This is a genomic window from Glycomyces harbinensis (assembly GCF_900101745.1).
Lineage (GTDB): Bacteria > Actinomycetota > Actinomycetes > Mycobacteriales > Micromonosporaceae > Glycomyces > Glycomyces harbinensis.
In genome coordinates this window covers 28,564-47,386 of record NZ_FNAD01000025.1, presented here as the reverse complement: position 1 = coordinate 47,386, position 18,823 = coordinate 28,564, and the positions used below count along the sequence as shown (strand labels likewise).

The window sequence follows — 18,823 nt, the reverse complement described above, 5'->3', positions numbered from 1 at the left end:
CCGGCCCTTTCGGGCCGGGGCGCCGTGCCGTGTGCGGTCTCAGCCCTCGTCGTAGCGGCCGCGCAGGTACCCGATCTCGCTGGGAGGGATGTCGGGTGATTCGAGGAGCCGGGGGATGAGGTCGCGTTCGCCCATCATCGCCCGGAAGTACATCGCGACGGTCAAGTCGAGGTCGGGCCGGTGGACGACCTCGAGCTCGGTGTCCTGCTCGACGTGGCCCGGTTCGACCACCCGCAGGTACGGGCCCGGGCGGGCCTCGCGGGTGAAGGTCTTGAGCCAGCCGCGCTCCTCGATCCAGCCCCGGAAGGTGCCGCAGGGGGTGCGCGCGCAGGTCACCTGGAGGACCAGGCCGCCGGGGCCGGCCCAGCGCTCGCCGATGCGGGCGGCGTTGACGTCGTATCCGGCGGTGGTGAGGTTCTCCCCGAACGCGCCGGGGCCGAACTCGCGGCCGGTGAGGGCGTTGAAGTGGGCGTAGTCCTCGCCGGCGTAGGCGTAGACGGCCTGGTCGTCGCCGCCGTGGTGGTCGACGTCGCCGGCGCGGTCGCCTTCGAGGCCGACGGCGCCGGTGCCCTTGGGCCCGGGCGGGGCCACCCGGACCGGTCCGGCGACGGGGCGCTTGTCGATGCCGGTGAACTCGGTGCCCGGCTTCCAGAGGTTGGGCCGGGGCCTGCCGACGTTCACGGAGATGATCCTCACCGCCGGAGCCTAACGGCGCCGCTGGGGCAGGGCAATCGCTTTTGGGCAGGGGAAGGCGTCCCGGGCGCCGGTGCGCAGGCGCCCCCGGCTTCAACGATGCCCGGCGGGTATGACATTTCGCAGGCTCGCAGGCTCGCAGGCTTACGGTGCGGCCGGATCATGGGCAGGGGCGATGCCCCAGGGGGCCGGTTCGCAGGCCCCCCGATCGCAAGGGTGCCCGAGGGGTCCGACAAGTCGGCCCGGCCGTCTTCGCTCCGGCGCCCTCCACGGTGTCGCGCCCGTTCGCCGCCCGCGACTTCGCCGGCGCTGTCGGCCGGCCGGGATAGGCTTGCTTCGTGGGGGTCGGCACTCGAAAACTGTTCCGCGACGATGCGGTGGTCCTGCGCACCTTCAAACTCGGCGAAGCCGACGCGATCGTGTCGGTCCTCGGGCGCACTCGCGGCCGCTACCGCGCCATGGCCAAGGGCCTGCGCCGCACCTCCTCCAAATTCGGGGCCCGCCTCGCGCCGTTCAGCCACGTCGACCTCCAGCTCATCGAGGGCCGCGCCGAACTCCACACCGTCACCCAGGCCGTCGGCCTGCACCTGAGCGGCGGCGCGATCAGCGGCGACTGGGCCGCGTACACCGCCGCGTGCGTCATCGCCGAGGCCGCCGAACGGCTCGTCCCCGAGGACCACCAGCCCGACCTGGACGTCTTCCGGCTCACCCTCGGCGCCTTCCGCGCCCTCGCCGAGACCAGCATCCCGCCGGTCCTGGTCATGGACTCCTACCTGCTGCGCGGCATGAAGTCCGCCGGCTGGGCGCCCTCGCTCGGCGAATGCGCCGTCTGCGGCAGGGACGGCGCGCACCGGGCCTTCGCCGTCGCCGCCGGCGGCGCGGTCTGCTCCGACTGCCGGCCCGGCGGCGCCTCCGTGCCCGCCCCGGCCTCGCTGGAACTCATGCGCGCCTTGGAGTCCGGCGACTGGGAGAACGCCGCGTCCGCCGACCGGCGCCAGCGGTCCGAGGCCGCGGGGCTCATCGCCGCCCACTTCCAGTGGCACTCCGAACGTCCCCTGAGGACGCTCAAGTACGTCCCGCACCAGACCTGAACCGCTCACACGGTGCGCAGCAGGAACTCCCCGGTGAGGTCTAGCAGCCGCTCCCGCTCCGCGAGGGTGCCCGGGCTGTGGCCCATGCCCTCGATGCGGTGCAGCTCCAGCCGCGCGCCCCACGCCTCAACATAAGGGTCGATGAGCTCGGCGCGCATGAGGCTGTCCTCGGTGCCGCCCGCGAGGAGCACCGGGCCGGCGTGGCGTCGCGCGGCGGCGAACTGGTCGAGTCCGGGCAGGTCGTCGAGGAACGCCCGGCCGAAGCGGATGCCGTTGTAATCGGCGTAGCCCCAGTCGCGGATCTGATCGCGGTAGGGCCCGCCGTTCCAGAACGGCAGGTTCAGCGCGCCGCCCGAGGGCGCCCACAGCGCGAGGGTCCGCAGGGGCCGCGCGCCCGCGGTCAGCACGGCCGTCAGTGCGCCCATGCTGAACCCGAGCACGCCGATGCGCGCGGGGTCGACGGCGCGGTTGCGCTCGAGCTGGTCGAGCACCGCGCCGAGCTGGGACACCTGGTCGGAGACGCTGAAGTCCGCGGGGTCGCCGTCGGACTCGCCGAACGCGGCGAAGTCGAACCGGTAGGCCGCGACGCCCTTGTCGGCGAGGAGGCGGGCGAGCCGCACGAACTCGTCGCGCGAGCCCATGCGGTTCTCGCCGAAACCGTGGCACAGGACCACGGCCGGGACGGGCTCGCGGTGCGGATGGGGGAGGTGGAGGACGCCCCGGAGGGTGCGCCCGGCGTGCTCGACGTTGAGAGGGTCCACGGCCTGAACGTAACAGAGCCCACACCGAGGCGCCATCGCACGAGCGGCAGCGAATCGAGGGCACGGGCCGGCGCCCCGGGCGCCGGTTCGCAAGCGCCCCCGGCTTCAACGATGCCCGGCGGGTACGACAGGACGGCCCCGCCGACTCCGATTCGTGCCCGCGGCGGTGCCGCTTTCGGACCCGCTCACCGTGGCGGGGCCGTGCGCCCGTGCGCGCTCGCTCCGGGACTACGATCGAGGCCCGCCGGACCGACCCTTGGAGGATCTGTGAGCCGCACGTACGAGCCGCCGAAGCCGCACCCCTCGGGCGCCAAGCCGCCCGCGCTGCCCCGCGAGTTCGTCCCGCGCCACATCGCCCTCGTCATGGACGGCAACGGCCGCTGGGCCAAGGACCGCGGCCTCAAGCGCACCGAAGGCCACACCATGGGCGAGGCCTCTCTCTTCGACACCATCGAGGGCGCCATCGAGATGGGCGTCTCCACCCTCTCCGCCTACGCGTTCTCCACCGAGAACTGGCGCCGCAGCCCCGACGAGGTCCGCTGGCTCATGGGCTTCAACCGCGACGTCATCCACCGCCGCCGCGACGAGCTCCACGCCATGGGCGTCCGCATCCGCTGGGCCGGCCGCCGCCCCAAGCTCTGGAAGAGCGTCATCTCAGAACTCGAAGTGGCCGAGGAGATGTCGAAGCACAACGACAAGATCACCCTCCAGTTCTGCGTGAACTACGGCGGCCGCGCCGAGATCGCCGACGCCGCCGCGGCCCTCGCCCGCGACGTCAAGGCCGGCAGGGTCAACCCCGAGCGCGTCACCGAGAAGACCTTCGCCCGCTACCTCTACAACCCCGACCTGCCCGACGTCGACCTGTTCCTGCGCCCCTCCGGCGAGCAGCGCACCTCGAACTTCCTGCCCTGGCAGTCCGCCTACGCCGAGATGGTCTACCTCGACGTTCTCTGGCCCGACTTCGACCGCCGCCACCTGTGGCAGGCCTGCGAGATCTACGCCAGCCGCGACCGCCGCTTCGGCGGAGCCGAGCCCAACCCGGTCGTTCAGTAGGCCGACAGGCGTCCCGCGCCACTGCGGCGGAGCCGAAGGAAAAGGCACAGCGGCGGAGCCGAGCCCAACCCGGTCTCCGCTACTTAACGGAACGGCGTGTACTGCCGCGCCCGCTCCTGGTCGTCCGCCAGCTTGTCCACGGTCGACTGCAATTTGTCGATCCGCTCCAGCAGCAGCGCCGTGTCCGCCGAGACCTGGCCGTCCTCGTCGTCGAGTTTCTGCGCCTCCTCCATCGAGGCCAGCACCACGCCGATCATGAGGTTCACCAGGATGAACGCGCCGAACAGGATGAACACCACGTAGTACGGCAGCGTCCACATGTTGTTGGCCATGCTGGCGCGGATGACATTGCCCATGTCGTCGAACGCCACCAGCTGGAACAGGTTCAGCAGCGCCTTCCCGACCGTACCGAAGTGGGCCGGGTCGCTCTTGTTGAACGCGATCCACCCGATCATCGCCCACAGGTACATGACCAGGCCCGTCAGCGCGAACACGCCCGCCGACTTCGGCAGCGCCTTCCCGGCCGAGACCAGGATCAGCCGCAGCGACGGCATCGACCGGAAGATCCGCACGATCCGCGCCAGGCGCAGCATCCGCAGGATCGTCACGTTCTCCCGAATGCCCGGCAGGAACGACGCCACCACGATCACGAAGTCGAACACGTTCCACCCGTCGCGGAAGTACCGCCACGGCCGCCGCCCGAACGACACGATCCCCGCCGCGACCTCGAGCGAGAAGAACACCAGGCACACGTAGTCCACCCAGTGCAGGAAGCCGCCCGCGACCCTCTCCGCCCGCGGGAACGTCATCGCTCCCAGCACCGCGCCGTTCACCACGATCACAGCGATGGACAGCATCTGGAACCGCCGGTGGGCGAGCAGCGCCCTGCAAGCGGCCGGGATGCGGCTGGGGTCGGTACCTAGGGTGGGAACGCGCACGGGGCAAGCGTAGTAAGTGCGAACCTCTCTCAACGGCCGAGGTGGGCGAGCCGGGGAGGCATCCACCGGCGTCCATGCCGCACAATGGCAATGTGAGCGCCGACCTCGCCAGCCGCGAGACCCCCGCACCCCCCGCCCCGAGACGCCGCCGCGGACCGACCTCGCTCGAGGCGCTCGCGCTCCTCCTCGTCTTCGGCCTCACCGCCCGCCCCGGACTCACCGAGCTGTTCGCCGCCCCCGCCGCCCAGGCGTGGGCCGCCCGCTTCGTCGCCGTCTGCGTCCAGGCCTTCCCCTTCCTCGTCCTCGGCGTCGCCCTCTCCGCGGCCATCGCCGCGTTCGTGCCCGCCGGCTTCTTCCACAAGGTCGTCCCCAAGCGCACCGCGCTCGCCGTCCCCGTCGCCGCCGTCAGCGGCGCGGTCCTGCCCGCCTGCGAGTGCGCGTCCGTGCCCGTCGCCGGCGCCCTCGTGCGCCGCGGCGTCGCCCCCGCCGCCGCGTTCACCTTCATGCTCGCCTCGCCCGCGATCAACCCGATCGTCGTGGTCTCGACCTTCGTGGCCTTCCCGAACGACCCGCAGATGGTCGCCGCGCGCGTCTGCGCCTCGCTCCTCGCCGCCGTCACCATCGGGTGGCTGTGGGCGCGCCTCGGCAAGACCGAATGGCTCAAGCTCCCCGCCCACCGCCACCACGACGGCGGCAAGTGGGCCGCGTTCTGGGCCGCGATCCGCCACGACTTCCTCCACGCGGGCGGCTACCTCGTCATCGGCGCCGCCATCGCCGCGAGCCTCAACACGCTCGTGCCCGAGCGGTGGCTCGCCCCGATCGCCGACCATCCCGTGCTCGGGGTGCTCGCGCTGGCGGTCCTGGCGGTGCTGGTGTCGATCTGCTCGGAGTCGGACGCGTTCGTGGCGGCGTCGCTCACCCAGTTCTCGCCGACGGCGAAGCTGGCGTTCATGGTGGTCGGCCCGTTCATCGACGTGAAACTCGCGGCCATGCAGGCCGGGACCTTCGGCCGCCGGTTCGCGGCCCGCTTCGCGCCCGCCGTGTTCTGCACGGCCGTGGCCGCGAGCGTCCTGATGGGAGTGATCTGGCTGTGAGGCGCGACGCGCAGGCGATCATCCTGCTCCTGGTCGGCGGGGGCATGCTCCGGCTGGCCGCCACGGGCGACTACCTCAACTACGTGAAGCCGTACGCGTTCTGGCTGATCCTCCCGGCCGGGGCGATCCTGCTGGTGGTCGCCGCGATCACCGGCTGGCAGGCCTGGCGCGACCGGCGGGAGGCCGACGACGACGACGGCCACGGCCACGGCGATCCGAAGGTCGCGTGGCTGCTGCTCGCGCCGGTGGTCGGCATGCTCCTGGTCGCGCCCGACGCCCTCGGCTCCTACGAGGCCGAGCGGACCGGCACGGTGGTCGGCGCGGAGGAGGACCGGTCGACGTACCCCGACCTGCCCGACGACGTGGACCCGGTGCCGCTGACGCTGCTCGACTACGCGGCGCGGGCGATCTTCGACGACGGTCACACCCTGGAGGGCCACCGCATCCAGCTGCGCGGGTTCATCCTCTACGACGGGGACGAGCCGCAGCTGGCGCGCATGGTCGTCTCGTGCTGCGCGGCTGACGCGCGGCCGGTGAAGATCGGCTTCGACGGTGAGATCCCGGCCGGCCTGGAGCCGGACCAGTGGGTCGAGGTGATCGGCGAGTACACGCCGCGCCAGGGCCGCGACGAGATCAACGGCGAGCTGGTGCCCTACATCGAGGTCGAGTCGATCACGGGCATCCCGACCCCGGACAACGAGTACCAGTAGCGGCGACCGGTGGGACCGGTGGCCGGCGACCGCAGGCGCTCTGAACGTTCGCGTTCCCCACAGACCATCCCTAACCCCCACCCACCCGGGGGAAAGGTAGCCGCAACCTTCCCTTGCGGGTCCGACAAGAACCCGCCCCTCGGCGCACCCCGTGCCCGGAATTCACCCGTTCGCGCGATATCGAACGTGATACCGATCATTTACCCTGCGCGGCCGAAGCGCCCGCGCCCAGGCGTTTCCCCAGCTCACGGTCGATCATTCCTGCACGAACGCTCATATTAGCTGTTGACAATGATTGTCATGACTGGGCAAGGTTCAATGATGCGCCGTTCCAGTCTCTTCCTCCTGCCCATCGCCGGCCTCGTCGCGGCCGGCACCCTCGCCGCCTGCGGCGGCGACAGCGCCGACGACGGCGAGATCAACGTCGTCGCCGCCTTCTACCCCCTCGCCTACGCCACCGAGCAGGTCGGCGACGGCAACGTCACGGTCACCAACCTCACCCCCGCCGGCCAGGAGCCCCACGACCTCGAGCTCTCCCCCTCCGACATCGCCGCCATCGAAGAGGCCGACTACGTCGTCTACCTCAAGGACTTCATCCCCGAACTCGACGCCGCCATCGAGCAGTACGCCCCCGACAAGTCCCTCGACGTCGCCACCGCCGTCGAGACCATCGGCTACGACTCCACCCAGGTCTTCGAGGACGACCACGCCGAGGAGGAGCACGCGGACGAGCACGCCGAAGAGGAGTCGCACTCCGAGGAAGAGACCGAGTCCCACGCCGAGGAAGAGGGCGAAGAGGAGCACGAGCACGCCGACGAGCTCGAAGGCGTCGACCCCCACATCTGGCTCGACCCGACCCGCTACGCCCAGATCGGCACCGCCATCGGCGACGGCCTGGCCGGCATCGACGAGACCAACGCCGACGACTACACCGCCGCCGCCGAAGCCTTCGCCGCCGACCTCACCGAACTCGACGCCGAGTTCACCGACGCCCTCGCCGGCCGCACCAGCGACGCCATCGTCACCTCCCACGCCGCCTTCGGCTACCTCGCCGACCGCTACGGCCTCACCCAGGTCGCCATCTCCGGCCTGAGCCCCGACCAGGAGCCCGACACCCAGCGCATGGCCGAGGTCGCCGAATACGTCGAGACCAACGGCATCAGCACGATCTTCTTCGAGACCCTCGTCTCGCCCGACATCGCCGACACCCTCGCGGCCGAGACCGGCGCCGACACCGCCGTCCTCAACCCGCTCGAAGGCCTCACCGCCGAGCAGACCGACGCCGACGCCGACTACTTCACTGTGATGCGCGAGAACCTCGCCGCGTTGCAGACCGCCCTCGGCGCGGCGTAAGGCAGCATTGCCCCCATGCCCGTTCTCAACGTCCACGGCGCGACCGTCTCCTACGGCGGTCGCGCCGTCGTACGCGGCGTCGACCTCGCCGTCGCGCCCGGCGAGGCCGTGGCCCTCATGGGCGCCAACGGCTCCGGGAAGTCCACGCTGATCAAGGCGGTCGCCGGCCTCGTCCCGCTCGCCGGCGGGACCATCGAGCTGTTCGGCACCGCCCAGAAGCGCTTCCGCGACTGGAAGCGCGTCGGCTACGTCCCCCAGCGCACCGGCGCCGCCTCCGGCGTCCCCTCCACCGCCGCCGAAGTCGTCTCCCAGGGACGCCTCGCCCACCGCCTCCTCGGCATGCCCTCGCGCCGCGCCGACCGCGACGCCGTCGCCCGCAGCCTCGACGAGGTCGGCCTCGCCGACCACGCCCACTGCTCCGTCGACACGCTCTCGGGCGGCCAGCAGCAGCGCGTGCTCATCGCCCGCGCCCTCGCCACCGACCCCGAACTGCTCATCATGGACGAGCCCACCGTCGGCGTCGACGCCGAGACCCAGGCCGCGCTCGCCGCGGTCGTCGCCGACCGCATCGACGCCGGATGCGCCGTCCTCCTCGTCACCCACGAACTCGGCCCCCTCACCGACCGCCTCGACCGCGCCGTGGTCCTCGCCGACGGCAGGGTCGTCCACGACGGCGAGCCCCCGCGCCCCGTCGGCGAGCACGCCGACCCCGGCCACCAGCATTCGCATCCGCATTCGAACGGCCAGACGGCCGAGGACTTCTGGGGCGGCAAATGAACCTCGAGCAGGTCTTCGGCTACTTCGAGTACGAGTTCATGCAGCGCGCCCTCATCAGCGCGCTCGTGGTGGGCCTGTGCGCGCCCTCCGTCGGCGTCTTCCTCGTCCAGAAGCGCCTCGCGCTCATCGGCGACGGCCTCGGCCACATCGCCTTGACCGGCGTCGCCATCGGCTTCCTCACCGGCACCGCCCCCCTGTGGACGACGCTCGCCGTCACCGTCGCCGCCTCGATCGTCATGGAGCTGCTGCGCAGCCACTCCAAGACCTCCGGCGACGTCGCGCTCGCCATGATGTTCTACGGTGGCATCGCCGGCGGCGTCTACCTCACCGGCATCGCCTCCGACAAGGGCGTCGCGAACCTCCAGCAGTACCTGTTCGGCTCGCTCCTGACCGCCGGCTGGTCCGAAGTCTGGACCATCGTGATCGGCGGCGCGGTCGTCGCCGTCCTCATGCTCGTGCTCCGGCCCTGGCTCACCGCGATCTGCGCCGACGAGCAGTACGCCCGCGTCTCCGGCCTCCCCGTCGGCGCCCTGAACCTGCTCCTGCTCGTCACCACCGCCGTCACCGTCTCGGTGTCCATGCGCGCGGTCGGCCTGCTCCTGGTCAGCGCCCTCCTGGTGATCCCCGTCGTCACGGTCCAGCAGTTCACGCGCTCGTTCAAGGCCACCATGTTCGCCGCGATGGGCGCCGGCCTCCTCATCGCCGGCACCGGCGTCCTCGCCTCGGCCGTGAAGGACGTCCCGCCCGGGTCCACGATCGTGCTCATCGGCGTCGCCGCCTTCGTCGCCACCGCGCTCGCGGCGGCCGCTGTGCGGCGCCTGCGGCGCACCCGACGCGGCCACCTGCCGCCCGAAGGGGAGCCTCTCGAGGTCGAGCTCCCCGCGAAAGCATGACCTCTGCGGCACCTGGAACCCCCGACGGCCCGGCGACGAGATATTTTTGCCAGGTGCGGACCGAGACCGAGCGAGCCGAAGAGTCCACCCCAGCCGACTACGAAGCGGCCGGGGAGCTGCTGCGCGCGCTGGCCGCGCCGCTGCGGATCGCCATCGTGATGGAGCTGGCCGCCGGACCCAAGTACGTCCACCAGATAGTGGAGACCCTGGGCGTCACGCAGCCCCTGGTCTCCCAGCATTTGCGGGTGCTGCGCGGGGCGGGTATCGTGCGCGGCACCCGATCGGGGCGGGAGATCTCCTACTCGCTCATCGACGACCACATCGCGCACATCGTCACCGACGCCGTCCACCACGCCCGAGAGGAACGCTAGTGGCCACGAAGCCCCCGGCCGACAACATGGCCAGGTCCACCAAGCAGCGGACCGCGATCCTCGAGCTGCTCGAACACGACGAGGCCTTCCGCTCGGCGCAGGACCTCCACGCGATTCTGCGCGACGCCGGGTCCAAGATCGGCCTGACCACGGTCTACCGCACCCTCCAGGCGTTCGCCGAGGCCGACATCGTCGACGTCATGCGCCTGCCGGGCGGCGACCACCTCTACCGGCTCTGCTCCGCCGAGGAGCACCACCACCACCTGGTGTGCCGTTCGTGCGGCAAGACCGTGGAGGTGGCCGGGCCGACCGTCGAGCGCTGGACCAACAAGGTCGCCGCCGAGCACGGGTTCACCGAGGTCGGGCACACGCTCGAACTCCACGGCCTGTGCGCCGACTGCGCACAGTAGTTCAATGCCAAGTAGGGTGAGGACCGTGCTGGTTGTATATCGTTTCGCCGTAAGCGAAGGCGAGGCGGACACCTTCTCGCGCGACGCCGAGGGCGCCCTCGGCGCGCTCGCCTCCTGCGACGGCTACCTCCGCGGGGGACTCGGGCGCGCCGTCGACGACTTCAGCGACGGCGACGACACCGCCTGGATGCTCTGGACCGAGTGGAACGGCGTCGGCTCCTACCGCCGGGCGCTCTCGAACTTCCAGGTGAAGATGGCGACCCCGCTGCTCTCCCGCGCGCTCCCCGAGGCCTCCGGCTTCGAGGTCCTCGCCGAGTGCGAACCGGGCGCCGAGCCCGTGCGCACCGACTCCGACCGCACCGCCGACCCCGACGAGGCCCGCCGGGAGGCCGCCAGATGACCGACCGGCCGAACCCCGACGCCGCACCGCCGGAGCAGCCGCGTCCAGAACCCCCGGCAGCGCCCGTGAACCCGGCGGAGCCCCTGAACCCGACGGCGCCCCCGAACTCCGCGGCGTCCCCGCACGACGCGCCGCCGAGTCCCGAACCCCGGGTCGACCCGCAGGTCGACCAGCATCCGGACTCCCAGGCGTTCGCGTCCGTCGAGGCCGAACCGCCCTCGCACTCGTACGCCGAGCCGATCCCCGAGCCCGGCCGCGGCGAGGCCGCGCCCGAGCAGGTCCCGTCCGACCCCCGCGCGCACGTCGAAGCGGTCGCCGAACCCGCCGCGCCCGCGCAGGTCGCCCCGGATCCCGGCGCCGCGCCGATCCCGCTCGAACCCGAGCCGTCGGTGCCCGAACCGGCCGACGCCGCCTCCGTCCCGTCGGCCGCGCTTGAATCTCCGACCGACCAGACGCTCGCGCTGCCGCCGACCACCAAGGAGGTCGAGCCGCCGCCGGTGCCCTCGGCCCCGCCGCCGCCCCCTTCGGGCGTCCCGGTCCCGTTCGCGGCCCCGCCCACCGACGTCAACGGCGGCCGCCTCGCGATGAAGCTCGCGTTCGGCATCGGCGGCGGCGTCGCCTTGGTCGCCACCGTCGTCATCGCGGTGGTCGTCGCGTTCACGACGTTCACGAACTCGGTCCTCGACAAGATGGAGTCCACCGCCGAGGACTTCATCGCCGAAGTCGCCGACGAGGACTGGGACTCGGCCTACGCGATGCTCTGCGACGACCTCAGGGAACGGCCCGTCGAGGACTACACCGGCGAATGGGAGTCCTGGGACGCCGACACCGCCGAGGTGCAGCCGATGTCGGTCGAGGCCACGGAGGTCGAGGTCGAACTCGCCGACGGCTCCTCGATCGCGCTCACCGTCGAGGTCGACCAGTCCGCCGAGGCGCTCGACACGAACATCTGCGGCTGGCGCTCGGTCTCGGGCTGAACCCCGTTCAGCGGCCCTGGGACCTCCGCTGCCCTGCGGCGGGCGGCGCGGCGTAGTGGCGATGCCCGGGCGCGCCGTGCGGCGGCTGCGGCGGGCAGTACGGCAGATGCAGGTTCGGCGGCCCCTGCGGCCCCACGGGACCTCGCAGCGGCGGCCTCTGCTGCGGCACGGGCGGACCAGCGGGCCGCTGCGGAGGCCCGGCCGGAGGCGCGGCGGGAGCCGCGGGAGGTGCCGCAGGAGTAGGCGGAGTCGCGGGCGGCGCGGCCGGAACCTGAGGCTCGACCTGCGCCGGAACGAACGGCGCCGCGGACTGCTGCGGGACGAACGGCGCGGTCTGCACCGCGGGCCCCGGAACCTCGCCTCTGCGCATGCGCTGCACGAGCATCCACCGGCGCGTCGACTTCGACAGCAGCAGCGCCAGGACGGCCCCGTAGAGGGCGGCGATCGCCAGCCCGAGCAGGACCGGCAGCGGTCGCGCGTCGAAGGAGACCATGCCGACCATCGTGGTGCCGAGCGCCACGACCACGCCCACCGAGGCCGTGACGAAGCCCCAGATCCACGCCCAGCGCTTGCCGAGCTTGAGTTGGATCGGCGTGATGAGCGACTGGACCGTCGTGTAGAGCGCGTACGCCAGGCCGAGCAGGCTCAGCGGGCTGAAGTCCTGGGCCATCACGAAGGCCATGTACAGGTCGGCGCCGGTGGCGACGAACGCGAACACCGCCAGGAGCACCTGGATCCCGCTGATGCTGCGGGGCTTGGCCATCTTCATGTCGAGCTGACCCAGCGCGGACGGGACCAGCCCGTTCAGGACCGGACCGTACGCGCCGCCCGGCCCTGCGGGCGCCGCGGCGCGGAGATCGGGAGCGGGCGGTTGCGTTGCACGGTACGACAAGTTGCGCTCTCAGGGGTCGGCGGCGGTGTCGGGTTCAGTATTGCGGCGGGTACGGCGGCTGCTGCGCGGGGCCTTGCTGTTGTGGGGCCTGCTGACCTTGCGGCCCACCGTAATGCGAGCCCTGCGGCCCTCCGTATTGCGGCGCCTGCTGCTGTCCGTACGGTCCGGGCTGCGGCTGCCCCATCGGAACCATGACGACCAGCGCGGTCGCGGGCTTCCCCGGCGTCCAGGCGCGCACGCCCGGCAGCAGGACCGCGATGAACGCGACGACCAGGAGCACGACGATCGCGACGCCGCGGGCGACGGCGATCGTCCAGGAGCTCCGGTCCGGCGGCGGGATCGCGTCGGCGTACCGGAGGTAGTCCATGACCTGGCCGAAGACCAGGAATCCCCAGGGCAGCACCAGGACCGAGGTCCAGATGATGGTGAAGACGCGGGCGCCGAACCTGCCCTTGTTGAGGCCGAGGGCCGCGATCAGCGCGCACACCAGGATCGGCGCGAGGACCGAGATGCTGACGACGACGATGAACGCGCCGTATCCCATGGCCATGTACTCGATGCCCGTCGGCACGCCGGCCCGGTTCATCGCAATCAGCGTGGTGACGTTGGCGTAGAGGCTCCAGCCGGTCGCCAGGACGAGCAGTCCGAGCACCACGATCGCGAAGTTCACGGTGCCGGGCTTGGTCTCGGGCCGCTGCGGCGCCGAACCCTGCACCATGCCTCCCTGTGCCGTGCCGCCCTGCACCGCGCCGTCCGGGCCCATGCCGCCCGGGAGCTGTACTTCGCCCCTTTGGATGCGGTGCATGAGGATCCACTGGCGAGCGGACTTGGAGCACAGGAGCCCCAGGAGCGTGCCGTAGAGGGCGGCGAGGGCGATGCCGACCAGGAGCGTGACCCAGCCGCCGTTGTCGACGTAGATGACGCCGAAGACGATCGCGGCGGCGCTCATGAGCAGGCCGAGGATCGCGCTGACGAGCGTCCAGATCCACGCCCAGCGCTTGCCGCGCGCGATGTGCACGCCGCTCAGGAGCGCCTGGATCGTGGAGTACGCGGCGAAGCCCAGGCCGATCAGCTGGAACGGGTTGAACATGTCGACCATGCTGATGATCGAGGCGAGGTTCCCGAGCGAGCCGAGCGCCAGGAAGATCCACAGGATCACCTGGACGCCGGTGATCGTGCCGGGTTTCGCCGCCGTCATCGACGGGGGCGGGAGCTGCCCGGGGACGGGCTGGCCGGGGTCCTGGCGCATCGGCCCGTACGCGCCTCCCGGCCCCATCTGCTGCGGCTGCTGCACCGGAACAGGCTGGTACTGGAGGTGCATGCGGTCCGGGGGCGGGGGCGGGAAGGTCATGGGGGCGCATTCCTCGCATGTCGTGATGATCGGTAGCGGCCACCTTACCCGACCTGGGCGGCCTCTAGGGGTCGCCCGCGCGCCGCAGACGTGTCGTCACGAAGTGTGAAGGGCGGCAATGGGTCCGGTCGAAGCCACGCTCCACTGCGCCTTTTCGCGCGATCCCGGGATGCGGCGGTTTGCTAGTCTGACTGACGCTGAACGACCTCCGATCGAAGCAGGACGCGCCGTGTCTGAGACAACGCCCACTTCCCATACCTTCCAAGTGGACTTGCGCGGCCTGGTGGACCTGTTGTCCCACCACCTGTACTCGTCGCCGAAGGTCTACGTCCGCGAGCTGCTCCAGAACGCCGTGGACGCCGTCACGGCCCGCCGCGCCGTCGACCCCGCCTTCGCGGAGGAGGCGCCCGAAGTCCGGATCGTCGCCGACGGCAAGCGCCTGCGCATCACCGATCCCGGTGTGGGCCTGACGGTCGCGGAGGTGCACCAGCTCCTGGCGACCATCGGCGGGTCCTCCAAGCGCGACGAGGAGATCGAGGGCGCCCGGCGGGACTTCCTGGGCCAGTTCGGGATCGGCCTGCTCGCGTGCTTCACCGTCGCCTCGGTCATCACCGTGACCTCCCGCTCCGCGAAGGACCCCGAAGCCGGCGCGGTGCGCTGGACCGCCTGCGACGACGGCTCCTACACCGTGGTCGAGGTGCCCCTGGACGAGCACCCGCGGGCGGGCACCACCGTCGAGCTGGTCTCCCGCCCGGGCGAGGACTGGCTCAAGCCCGAGAAGGTCGCCGAGCTCGCCCGCGAGTACGGCTCGCTCCTGCCGGTGCGGGTCACCGTCGAAGGCGACGGCGCCCCGGTCCGCATCACCGACACGCCCCCGGTGTGGGAACGGGCGCACCCGACCCCCACCGCGCGCCGGCTCGCGCTGAACACCTACTGCGAGAGCGTCATGGGCTTCCCGCCGCTCGACGTCATCGACCTGGACGTGCCCCTGTCGGGCATCAAGGGCGTCGCGTTCGTCCTGCCCCACGCGACCTCGCCCTCGGCCCGGCCGGCCCACCGCGTCCACCTCAAGCGGATGCTCCTGACCGAGACGGCCGACAACCTGGTCCCCGAGTGGGCGTTCTTCGTGCGCTGCGTGGTCGACACGGACTCCCTGCGCCCCACCGCCTCCCGCGAATCGCTCTACGACGACGAGGCCCTCGCCGTCGCCCGCGACGCCATCGGCGCGCAGATCCGCGAGTGGATCTCCCGCCTCGCCTCCGCGGACCCCGACCGCCTGGAGGCGTTCCTCGCCGTCCACGAACTCGGCGTCAAGGCCCTCGCCCGCCACGACGCCGAACTGCTCTCGGCGATGCTGCCGTGGCTGCGCTTCGAGACCACCGCCGGGCACACCAGCCTCCCCGAGTTCGCCCGCGCCTACAAGCCGATCTACCTCGCCGCCACCGTCGACGAGTACCGGCAGGTCGCCCAGATCGCCGCCGCCCAGGGCATCGGCGTGGTCAACGGCGGCTACACCTACGACGCCGAACTCGTCCAGGCCCTGCCGCGCATGGACCCGCAGATCAAGGTCGAGTCGCTCCAACCCGGGGTCATCTCGGCCAGCCTGGACCCCCTCGACACCCGCACCGAACTGGGCATCCAGGCCTTCCTCAACGCCGCCCGCGCCCGCCTCGACGCGGTGGACGTGGACGTCGTCATGCGCGAGTTCAACCCCGTCTCGGTGCCCGCGCTGCTCCTGGACGACCGCGAGGCCCGCCGCGAACGCCAGCGGGCCGAAGCCGAAGTGCAGGCCGACGACCTGTGGGGCGGCATCCTCGCCTCCATCAAGCAGCACGCGCCCCGCGCCCAGCTCGTCCTCAACCACCGCAACCCCACCGTCCGCCGCGTCAGCGCCATCGGCGACCCCGACCTCGCCGGCACGGCCGTCGAATCGCTCTACGGCCAGGCGCTCCTGATGAGCCGCCGCCCGCTCCGCAGCACCGACACCGCACTGCTCAACCGCTCCTTCATGAACCTGCTGGAGCACGTCACCCGAACCGATTGACGGCTGCCGCACCTCGGCGGGAAACGAGCAGCCTCCACCGAGCTCCCGGAACCCATCATTCCTGGAACCCATCACGAAGGACTAGTGACAGGTATGGCCACTCCCGACCCCGACGAGATCTGGCGGCTGCTCAACGAGGCGCGCTTCGAAGAGGCCAGTGAAGCGAAGGTCGCGGCCCTGGAGCGGGCGGTCGAGGCCGCCGACGCGGTCGGGGACCCCGAGCTCACGAACTACGCGCTCAGCGGCCTGGTCGACGCCTACGAGTTCTCCCGCGACTCCACGCGCATCCTCGTCCCCTTCGCGCGCCTCCTGCGCGGCTTCGACAACCAGCCCGAGCACTTCGACGCCTACCTCACCCGGTCCCTGTACTGGACGTTCAAGTGGATCGTCGACAAGATGATCGAGCAGCCCGACGTGCCCCTCGAATCCATCGAGCACTGGCTGGAGGAGATGCGCCGCCGATACCGCGAGGCCGGCTACTCCATGCACGCGCCCGCCGCCTACGAGATGCAGCTCGCGTACCACATCGGCGACTACGACCGGGTCGCCCGCGCCATCGAGGCCCTCGGCGAGGCCGAGGAGGACGAGATGTCCGACTGCACCGCCTGCCAGTACACCTCCCTGGCCACCATCGTGTTCTACGCCGAGGAGGACTCGGCCGACGCCGCCATGGAGATGCTCGAGCCCGTCCTCGCAGGCGAGCACACGTGCGCCCACGAACCCCACTACGGGCTCGCCCTGTCCCTCCTGCCCCTGGTCGAACTCGGCCGCATCGACGAGGCCCGCGCCAACCACCTGCGCGGCTACCAGATGTGCAAGGGCAAGGAGGACATGGTCCCCATGATCGCCCTCCACGTCGAGTTCTGCGCCCTCACCGGCAACGAGCACCGCGCCGTCGAGATCCTCGCCGAGCACGCGGGCTTCTTCGACCTCGACCTCGGCGTCCGCGACCGCCAGCGCCTCCTCGAGGTCGCCGTCCTGACCTGCCGCCGCCTCAAGGCCCTCGGCTTCGCCGACGCCTCGGTGCCCGGCCCCGGCGGCGGCGAGTGGACCGCGTCCTCGCTGCACGAGTGGGCCGAGGCCCAGCGCGCGGCGGTCTGCGCCCGCTTCGACGCCCGCAACGGCAACGACCACCACTCGACCATGTCCGGGTGCGTCGTCGACTCCACCCCGTACGAGCAGAAGGTCCACCTGGGCCTCAAGGAGGTCCGCCCGGCCCCCGCCGTCGACGTCCTCACCGCGGACCTCGTCGAGGGTCCGGTCGAGGGCCCCGACCTGGACGCCGCGATCGACGCCGCGTACGCCGCCTACGACGACTGCTCCCCGGACACGTGGAAGGCCTGGCTGAAGGTCGGCGCGATCGCCGCGGCCCTCGGCATCGAGCTGATCCCCGAGCACCGCGCCGAGATCGCCCACGCCGAGTCGGCCCAGGCCGACGACCCCGACGCGGTCCTGGAGGGCCTGCGCCGCGCCGTGGACCTGTTCGGCGAGGCGGGGCAGCCCGGCCGGGCCCTCGTCGCCGAGGCGTTCCTGCTCATCCACCGCGCCGAGGCCGCGCCGGACGAGACCCGCGCCGGGGCGGCCCGCGTCGCGGCCGCCGCCCGCGCACTGCGCGCCGAGCAGCGCATCGACGACCGCAGCTTCCACACCGCCCAAGTCCTCGCGATGAGGGCCGAATACCTTGCCGCCCAAGGCGATCCCGGCTCGATGCCCCCGGACTTGGACGAGCGGGCCCGCGTCCTCGACGGCGAACTCGCGGCGTTCCCCGACCGCCGCTACGCGCTCATCCGCCGCTGCGACCTTTTGGACCTGCGCGCCCGCCTCGAACGCGACGCGGACGCCAAGACCGCTCTGCTCACCGCCGAACTCGAGGTCGCGCGCGCGGCCGAGGCGGGCTGGGCCGTCGCCCGGGCCTGCGCCGAACTCGCCGACCAGGTGAGCCTCGCCGGCGACATCGAGCGGGCGTTCGCCACGACGTTGTCGGGCCTGGAGGCCCTCGGGGACGAGCCGAGCCACACGATCGCCGCGAAGCTGCACCTCCAGGCCGCGGAGTTCTCGATGCGCTCGGGCGACCACGAGGCGACCCACGCGCACGCGCTGGCCGCGTCGGTCCACTGCGACGCCGCGGGGATGACCGTGCCCGCCGCCGTGGCCCGCCACCTGATGGGCGCCGCGCTCATCGAGCAGGAGCGCCGCGCCGAGGCCGTCCCGCTCCTGGAGGCCGCGCTCACGGATCTGCCGGACCAGGACCTGTGGCGGGTGTGCAACGTGCGGTACAACCTCGCGGAGTCCTACGACAAGCTGGGCGACACCCGCCAGGGCGTCGAGCACGGGCTGGCGGCCCTGGCGCTCCTGGAGGCCGCGGGGGAGGACCGCCACCTGGCGGGCCTGTACTCCGAGGCGCTGTTCCTCACGGGGGAGCTGCTGGAGAAGCTCGGCGAGCACGACCACGCGCTGGAGGTCTACACGAGGGCCGTGGAGGTCGCCGACGCCACGGGCGATCTGACCGCGTGGACGCGCGTCAGCCGGGCCCGCGCCTGGCTGCTGCGCACGATCATGGGGGACACGGCGTTCGGCGAGGGCTTGCAGACGATGGCGCAGATCGCGGCCCGGCTGCACGCGGCGCGCACCGACCCGGACCTGGCGGCGCCGGCGCAGGAGGCCGCCCGGTTCGAGCTCGGTGAGACCTACCGCCAGCACGCCCAGTTGACGTTCCAGTTCCTGGAGTCCCAGGCCGGGGCGCCGGGCCTGCACCGCGACGAGGCCGAGCCGGTGCTGGACCTCCAGCGCCGGGCCCTGGCGGTCTTCCGGGACGGGCCCCTGCTGCTGGAGCGGGCGAGTCTGACGGCGCACCAGATGATGTGGCTCCTGTCGGAGCTCGGTGACGCGCAGGGCGCGATCGAGGTGGGGGAGGAGGCCCTGGTGTGGACCGCGGCCCCCGTCTTCGCCGAGGCCAGGGAGGGTTTCGAGCAGCATCTGGCGGATCTGCGGCAGCAGAGCCAGAGCTGATCGGGG

The 18,823-nt window shown here is 71.9% G+C and carries 18 protein-coding genes; 13 read left to right on the top strand and 5 right to left on the bottom strand.

The genetic code is table 11. The features are described 5' to 3' along the window. Positions 1 to 39: 39 nt before the first annotated feature. Positions 40 to 696, bottom strand: coding sequence for an MOSC domain-containing protein (locus tag BLQ63_RS26500; RefSeq protein WP_091040551.1), 657 nt, complete (start codon positions 694 to 696; stop codon positions 40 to 42). Positions 697 to 1,031: 335 nt separating this feature from the next. Between BLQ63_RS26500 and recO the strand changes: the two genes are divergently transcribed. Beyond that, on the top strand, positions 1,032 to 1,784 hold the full coding sequence (gene recO, locus BLQ63_RS26495; RefSeq protein ID WP_091040550.1) for a DNA repair protein RecO: 753 nt from the start codon (positions 1,032 to 1,034) through the stop codon (positions 1,782 to 1,784). 5 nt (positions 1,785 to 1,789) lie between these two features. Here recO and BLQ63_RS26490 read toward each other — a convergent pair whose 3' ends face one another. Next, positions 1,790 to 2,545 carry an alpha/beta hydrolase family protein gene (locus BLQ63_RS26490; protein ID WP_177155121.1) on the bottom strand — a complete coding sequence of 252 codons (756 nt, stop codon included), beginning with the start codon at positions 2,543 to 2,545 and terminating at the stop codon, positions 1,790 to 1,792. Positions 2,546 to 2,812: 267 nt separating this feature from the next. Here BLQ63_RS26490 and BLQ63_RS26485 point away from each other — a divergent pair, with 267 nt between their 5' ends. Next, positions 2,813 to 3,598: an isoprenyl transferase gene (locus BLQ63_RS26485; protein ID WP_218125525.1), complete on the top strand. Its 786-nt coding sequence runs from the start codon at positions 2,813 to 2,815 to the stop codon at positions 3,596 to 3,598. Between the two features lie 83 nt (positions 3,599 to 3,681). On the opposite strand, the gene BLQ63_RS26480 is transcribed toward BLQ63_RS26485, so the two are convergent. Next, positions 3,682 to 4,536, bottom strand: a complete 855-nt coding sequence (locus BLQ63_RS26480; protein WP_143015110.1) for an ion transporter — start codon at positions 4,534 to 4,536, stop codon at positions 3,682 to 3,684. A gap of 74 nt (positions 4,537 to 4,610) precedes the next feature. Here BLQ63_RS26480 and BLQ63_RS26475 point away from each other — a divergent pair, with 74 nt between their 5' ends. From BLQ63_RS26475 to BLQ63_RS26435, 9 genes are all read left to right on the top strand, one after another. After that, on the top strand, positions 4,611 to 5,630 hold the full coding sequence (locus BLQ63_RS26475) for a permease (RefSeq protein WP_091040546.1): 1,020 nt from the start codon (positions 4,611 to 4,613) through the stop codon (positions 5,628 to 5,630). Next, on the top strand, positions 5,627 to 6,340 hold the full coding sequence (locus BLQ63_RS26470) for a TIGR03943 family putative permease subunit (protein WP_091040545.1): 714 nt from the start codon (positions 5,627 to 5,629) through the stop codon (positions 6,338 to 6,340). The genes BLQ63_RS26475 and BLQ63_RS26470 overlap by 4 nt, the downstream gene beginning before the upstream one ends. A 321-nt stretch (positions 6,341 to 6,661) precedes the next feature. After that, on the top strand, positions 6,662 to 7,693 hold the full coding sequence (locus BLQ63_RS26465; protein WP_218125523.1) for a metal ABC transporter substrate-binding protein: 1,032 nt from the start codon (positions 6,662 to 6,664) through the stop codon (positions 7,691 to 7,693). Between the two features lie 15 nt (positions 7,694 to 7,708). Continuing rightward, on the top strand, positions 7,709 to 8,470 hold the full coding sequence (locus BLQ63_RS26460) for a metal ABC transporter ATP-binding protein (RefSeq protein WP_091040543.1): 762 nt from the start codon (positions 7,709 to 7,711) through the stop codon (positions 8,468 to 8,470). Continuing rightward, the gene (locus BLQ63_RS26455) at positions 8,467 to 9,363 is read left to right on the top strand and encodes a metal ABC transporter permease (RefSeq protein WP_091040542.1); all 897 of its coding nucleotides are present in this window, start codon (positions 8,467 to 8,469) and stop codon (positions 9,361 to 9,363) included. The genes BLQ63_RS26460 and BLQ63_RS26455 overlap by 4 nt, the downstream gene beginning before the upstream one ends. Positions 9,364 to 9,416: 53 nt before the next feature. Next, complete coding sequence (locus tag BLQ63_RS26450) at positions 9,417 to 9,734, top strand: ArsR/SmtB family transcription factor (protein ID WP_218125522.1); 318 nt, start codon at positions 9,417 to 9,419, stop codon at positions 9,732 to 9,734. A gap of 26 nt (positions 9,735 to 9,760) precedes the next feature. Then, the gene (locus BLQ63_RS26445; protein WP_091040561.1) at positions 9,761 to 10,144 is read left to right on the top strand and encodes a transcriptional repressor; all 384 of its coding nucleotides are present in this window, start codon (positions 9,761 to 9,763) and stop codon (positions 10,142 to 10,144) included. Between the two features lie 25 nt (positions 10,145 to 10,169). Beyond that, a complete protein-coding gene (locus tag BLQ63_RS26440) occupies positions 10,170 to 10,544 on the top strand; it encodes a hypothetical protein (protein ID WP_091040540.1) in 375 nt (124 codons plus the stop codon). Then, positions 10,541 to 11,521, top strand: a complete 981-nt coding sequence (locus BLQ63_RS26435; protein WP_143015109.1) for a hypothetical protein — start codon at positions 10,541 to 10,543, stop codon at positions 11,519 to 11,521. Before BLQ63_RS26440 ends, BLQ63_RS26435 begins: the two co-directional genes overlap by 4 nt. A 7-nt stretch (positions 11,522 to 11,528) precedes the next feature. On the opposite strand, the gene BLQ63_RS26430 is transcribed toward BLQ63_RS26435, so the two are convergent. Together BLQ63_RS26430 and BLQ63_RS26425 are read right to left on the bottom strand one after the other, a co-directional pair. Continuing rightward, positions 11,529 to 12,413: a hypothetical protein gene (locus BLQ63_RS26430; protein ID WP_143015108.1), complete on the bottom strand. Its 885-nt coding sequence runs from the start codon at positions 12,411 to 12,413 to the stop codon at positions 11,529 to 11,531. 34 nt (positions 12,414 to 12,447) lie between these two features. Further along, a complete protein-coding gene (locus tag BLQ63_RS26425) occupies positions 12,448 to 13,764 on the bottom strand; it encodes a hypothetical protein (RefSeq protein WP_091040537.1) in 1,317 nt (438 codons plus the stop codon). Between the two features lie 169 nt (positions 13,765 to 13,933). On the opposite strand from BLQ63_RS26425, the gene BLQ63_RS26420 reads away from it, so the two are divergent. Further along, on the top strand, positions 13,934 to 15,808 hold the full coding sequence (locus BLQ63_RS26420; RefSeq protein WP_091040560.1) for an HSP90 family protein: 1,875 nt from the start codon (positions 13,934 to 13,936) through the stop codon (positions 15,806 to 15,808). Between the two features lie 93 nt (positions 15,809 to 15,901). Then, positions 15,902 to 18,817, top strand: a complete 2,916-nt coding sequence (locus BLQ63_RS26415; RefSeq protein WP_091040536.1) for a hypothetical protein — start codon at positions 15,902 to 15,904, stop codon at positions 18,815 to 18,817. Positions 18,818 to 18,823: the final 6 nt, after the last annotated feature.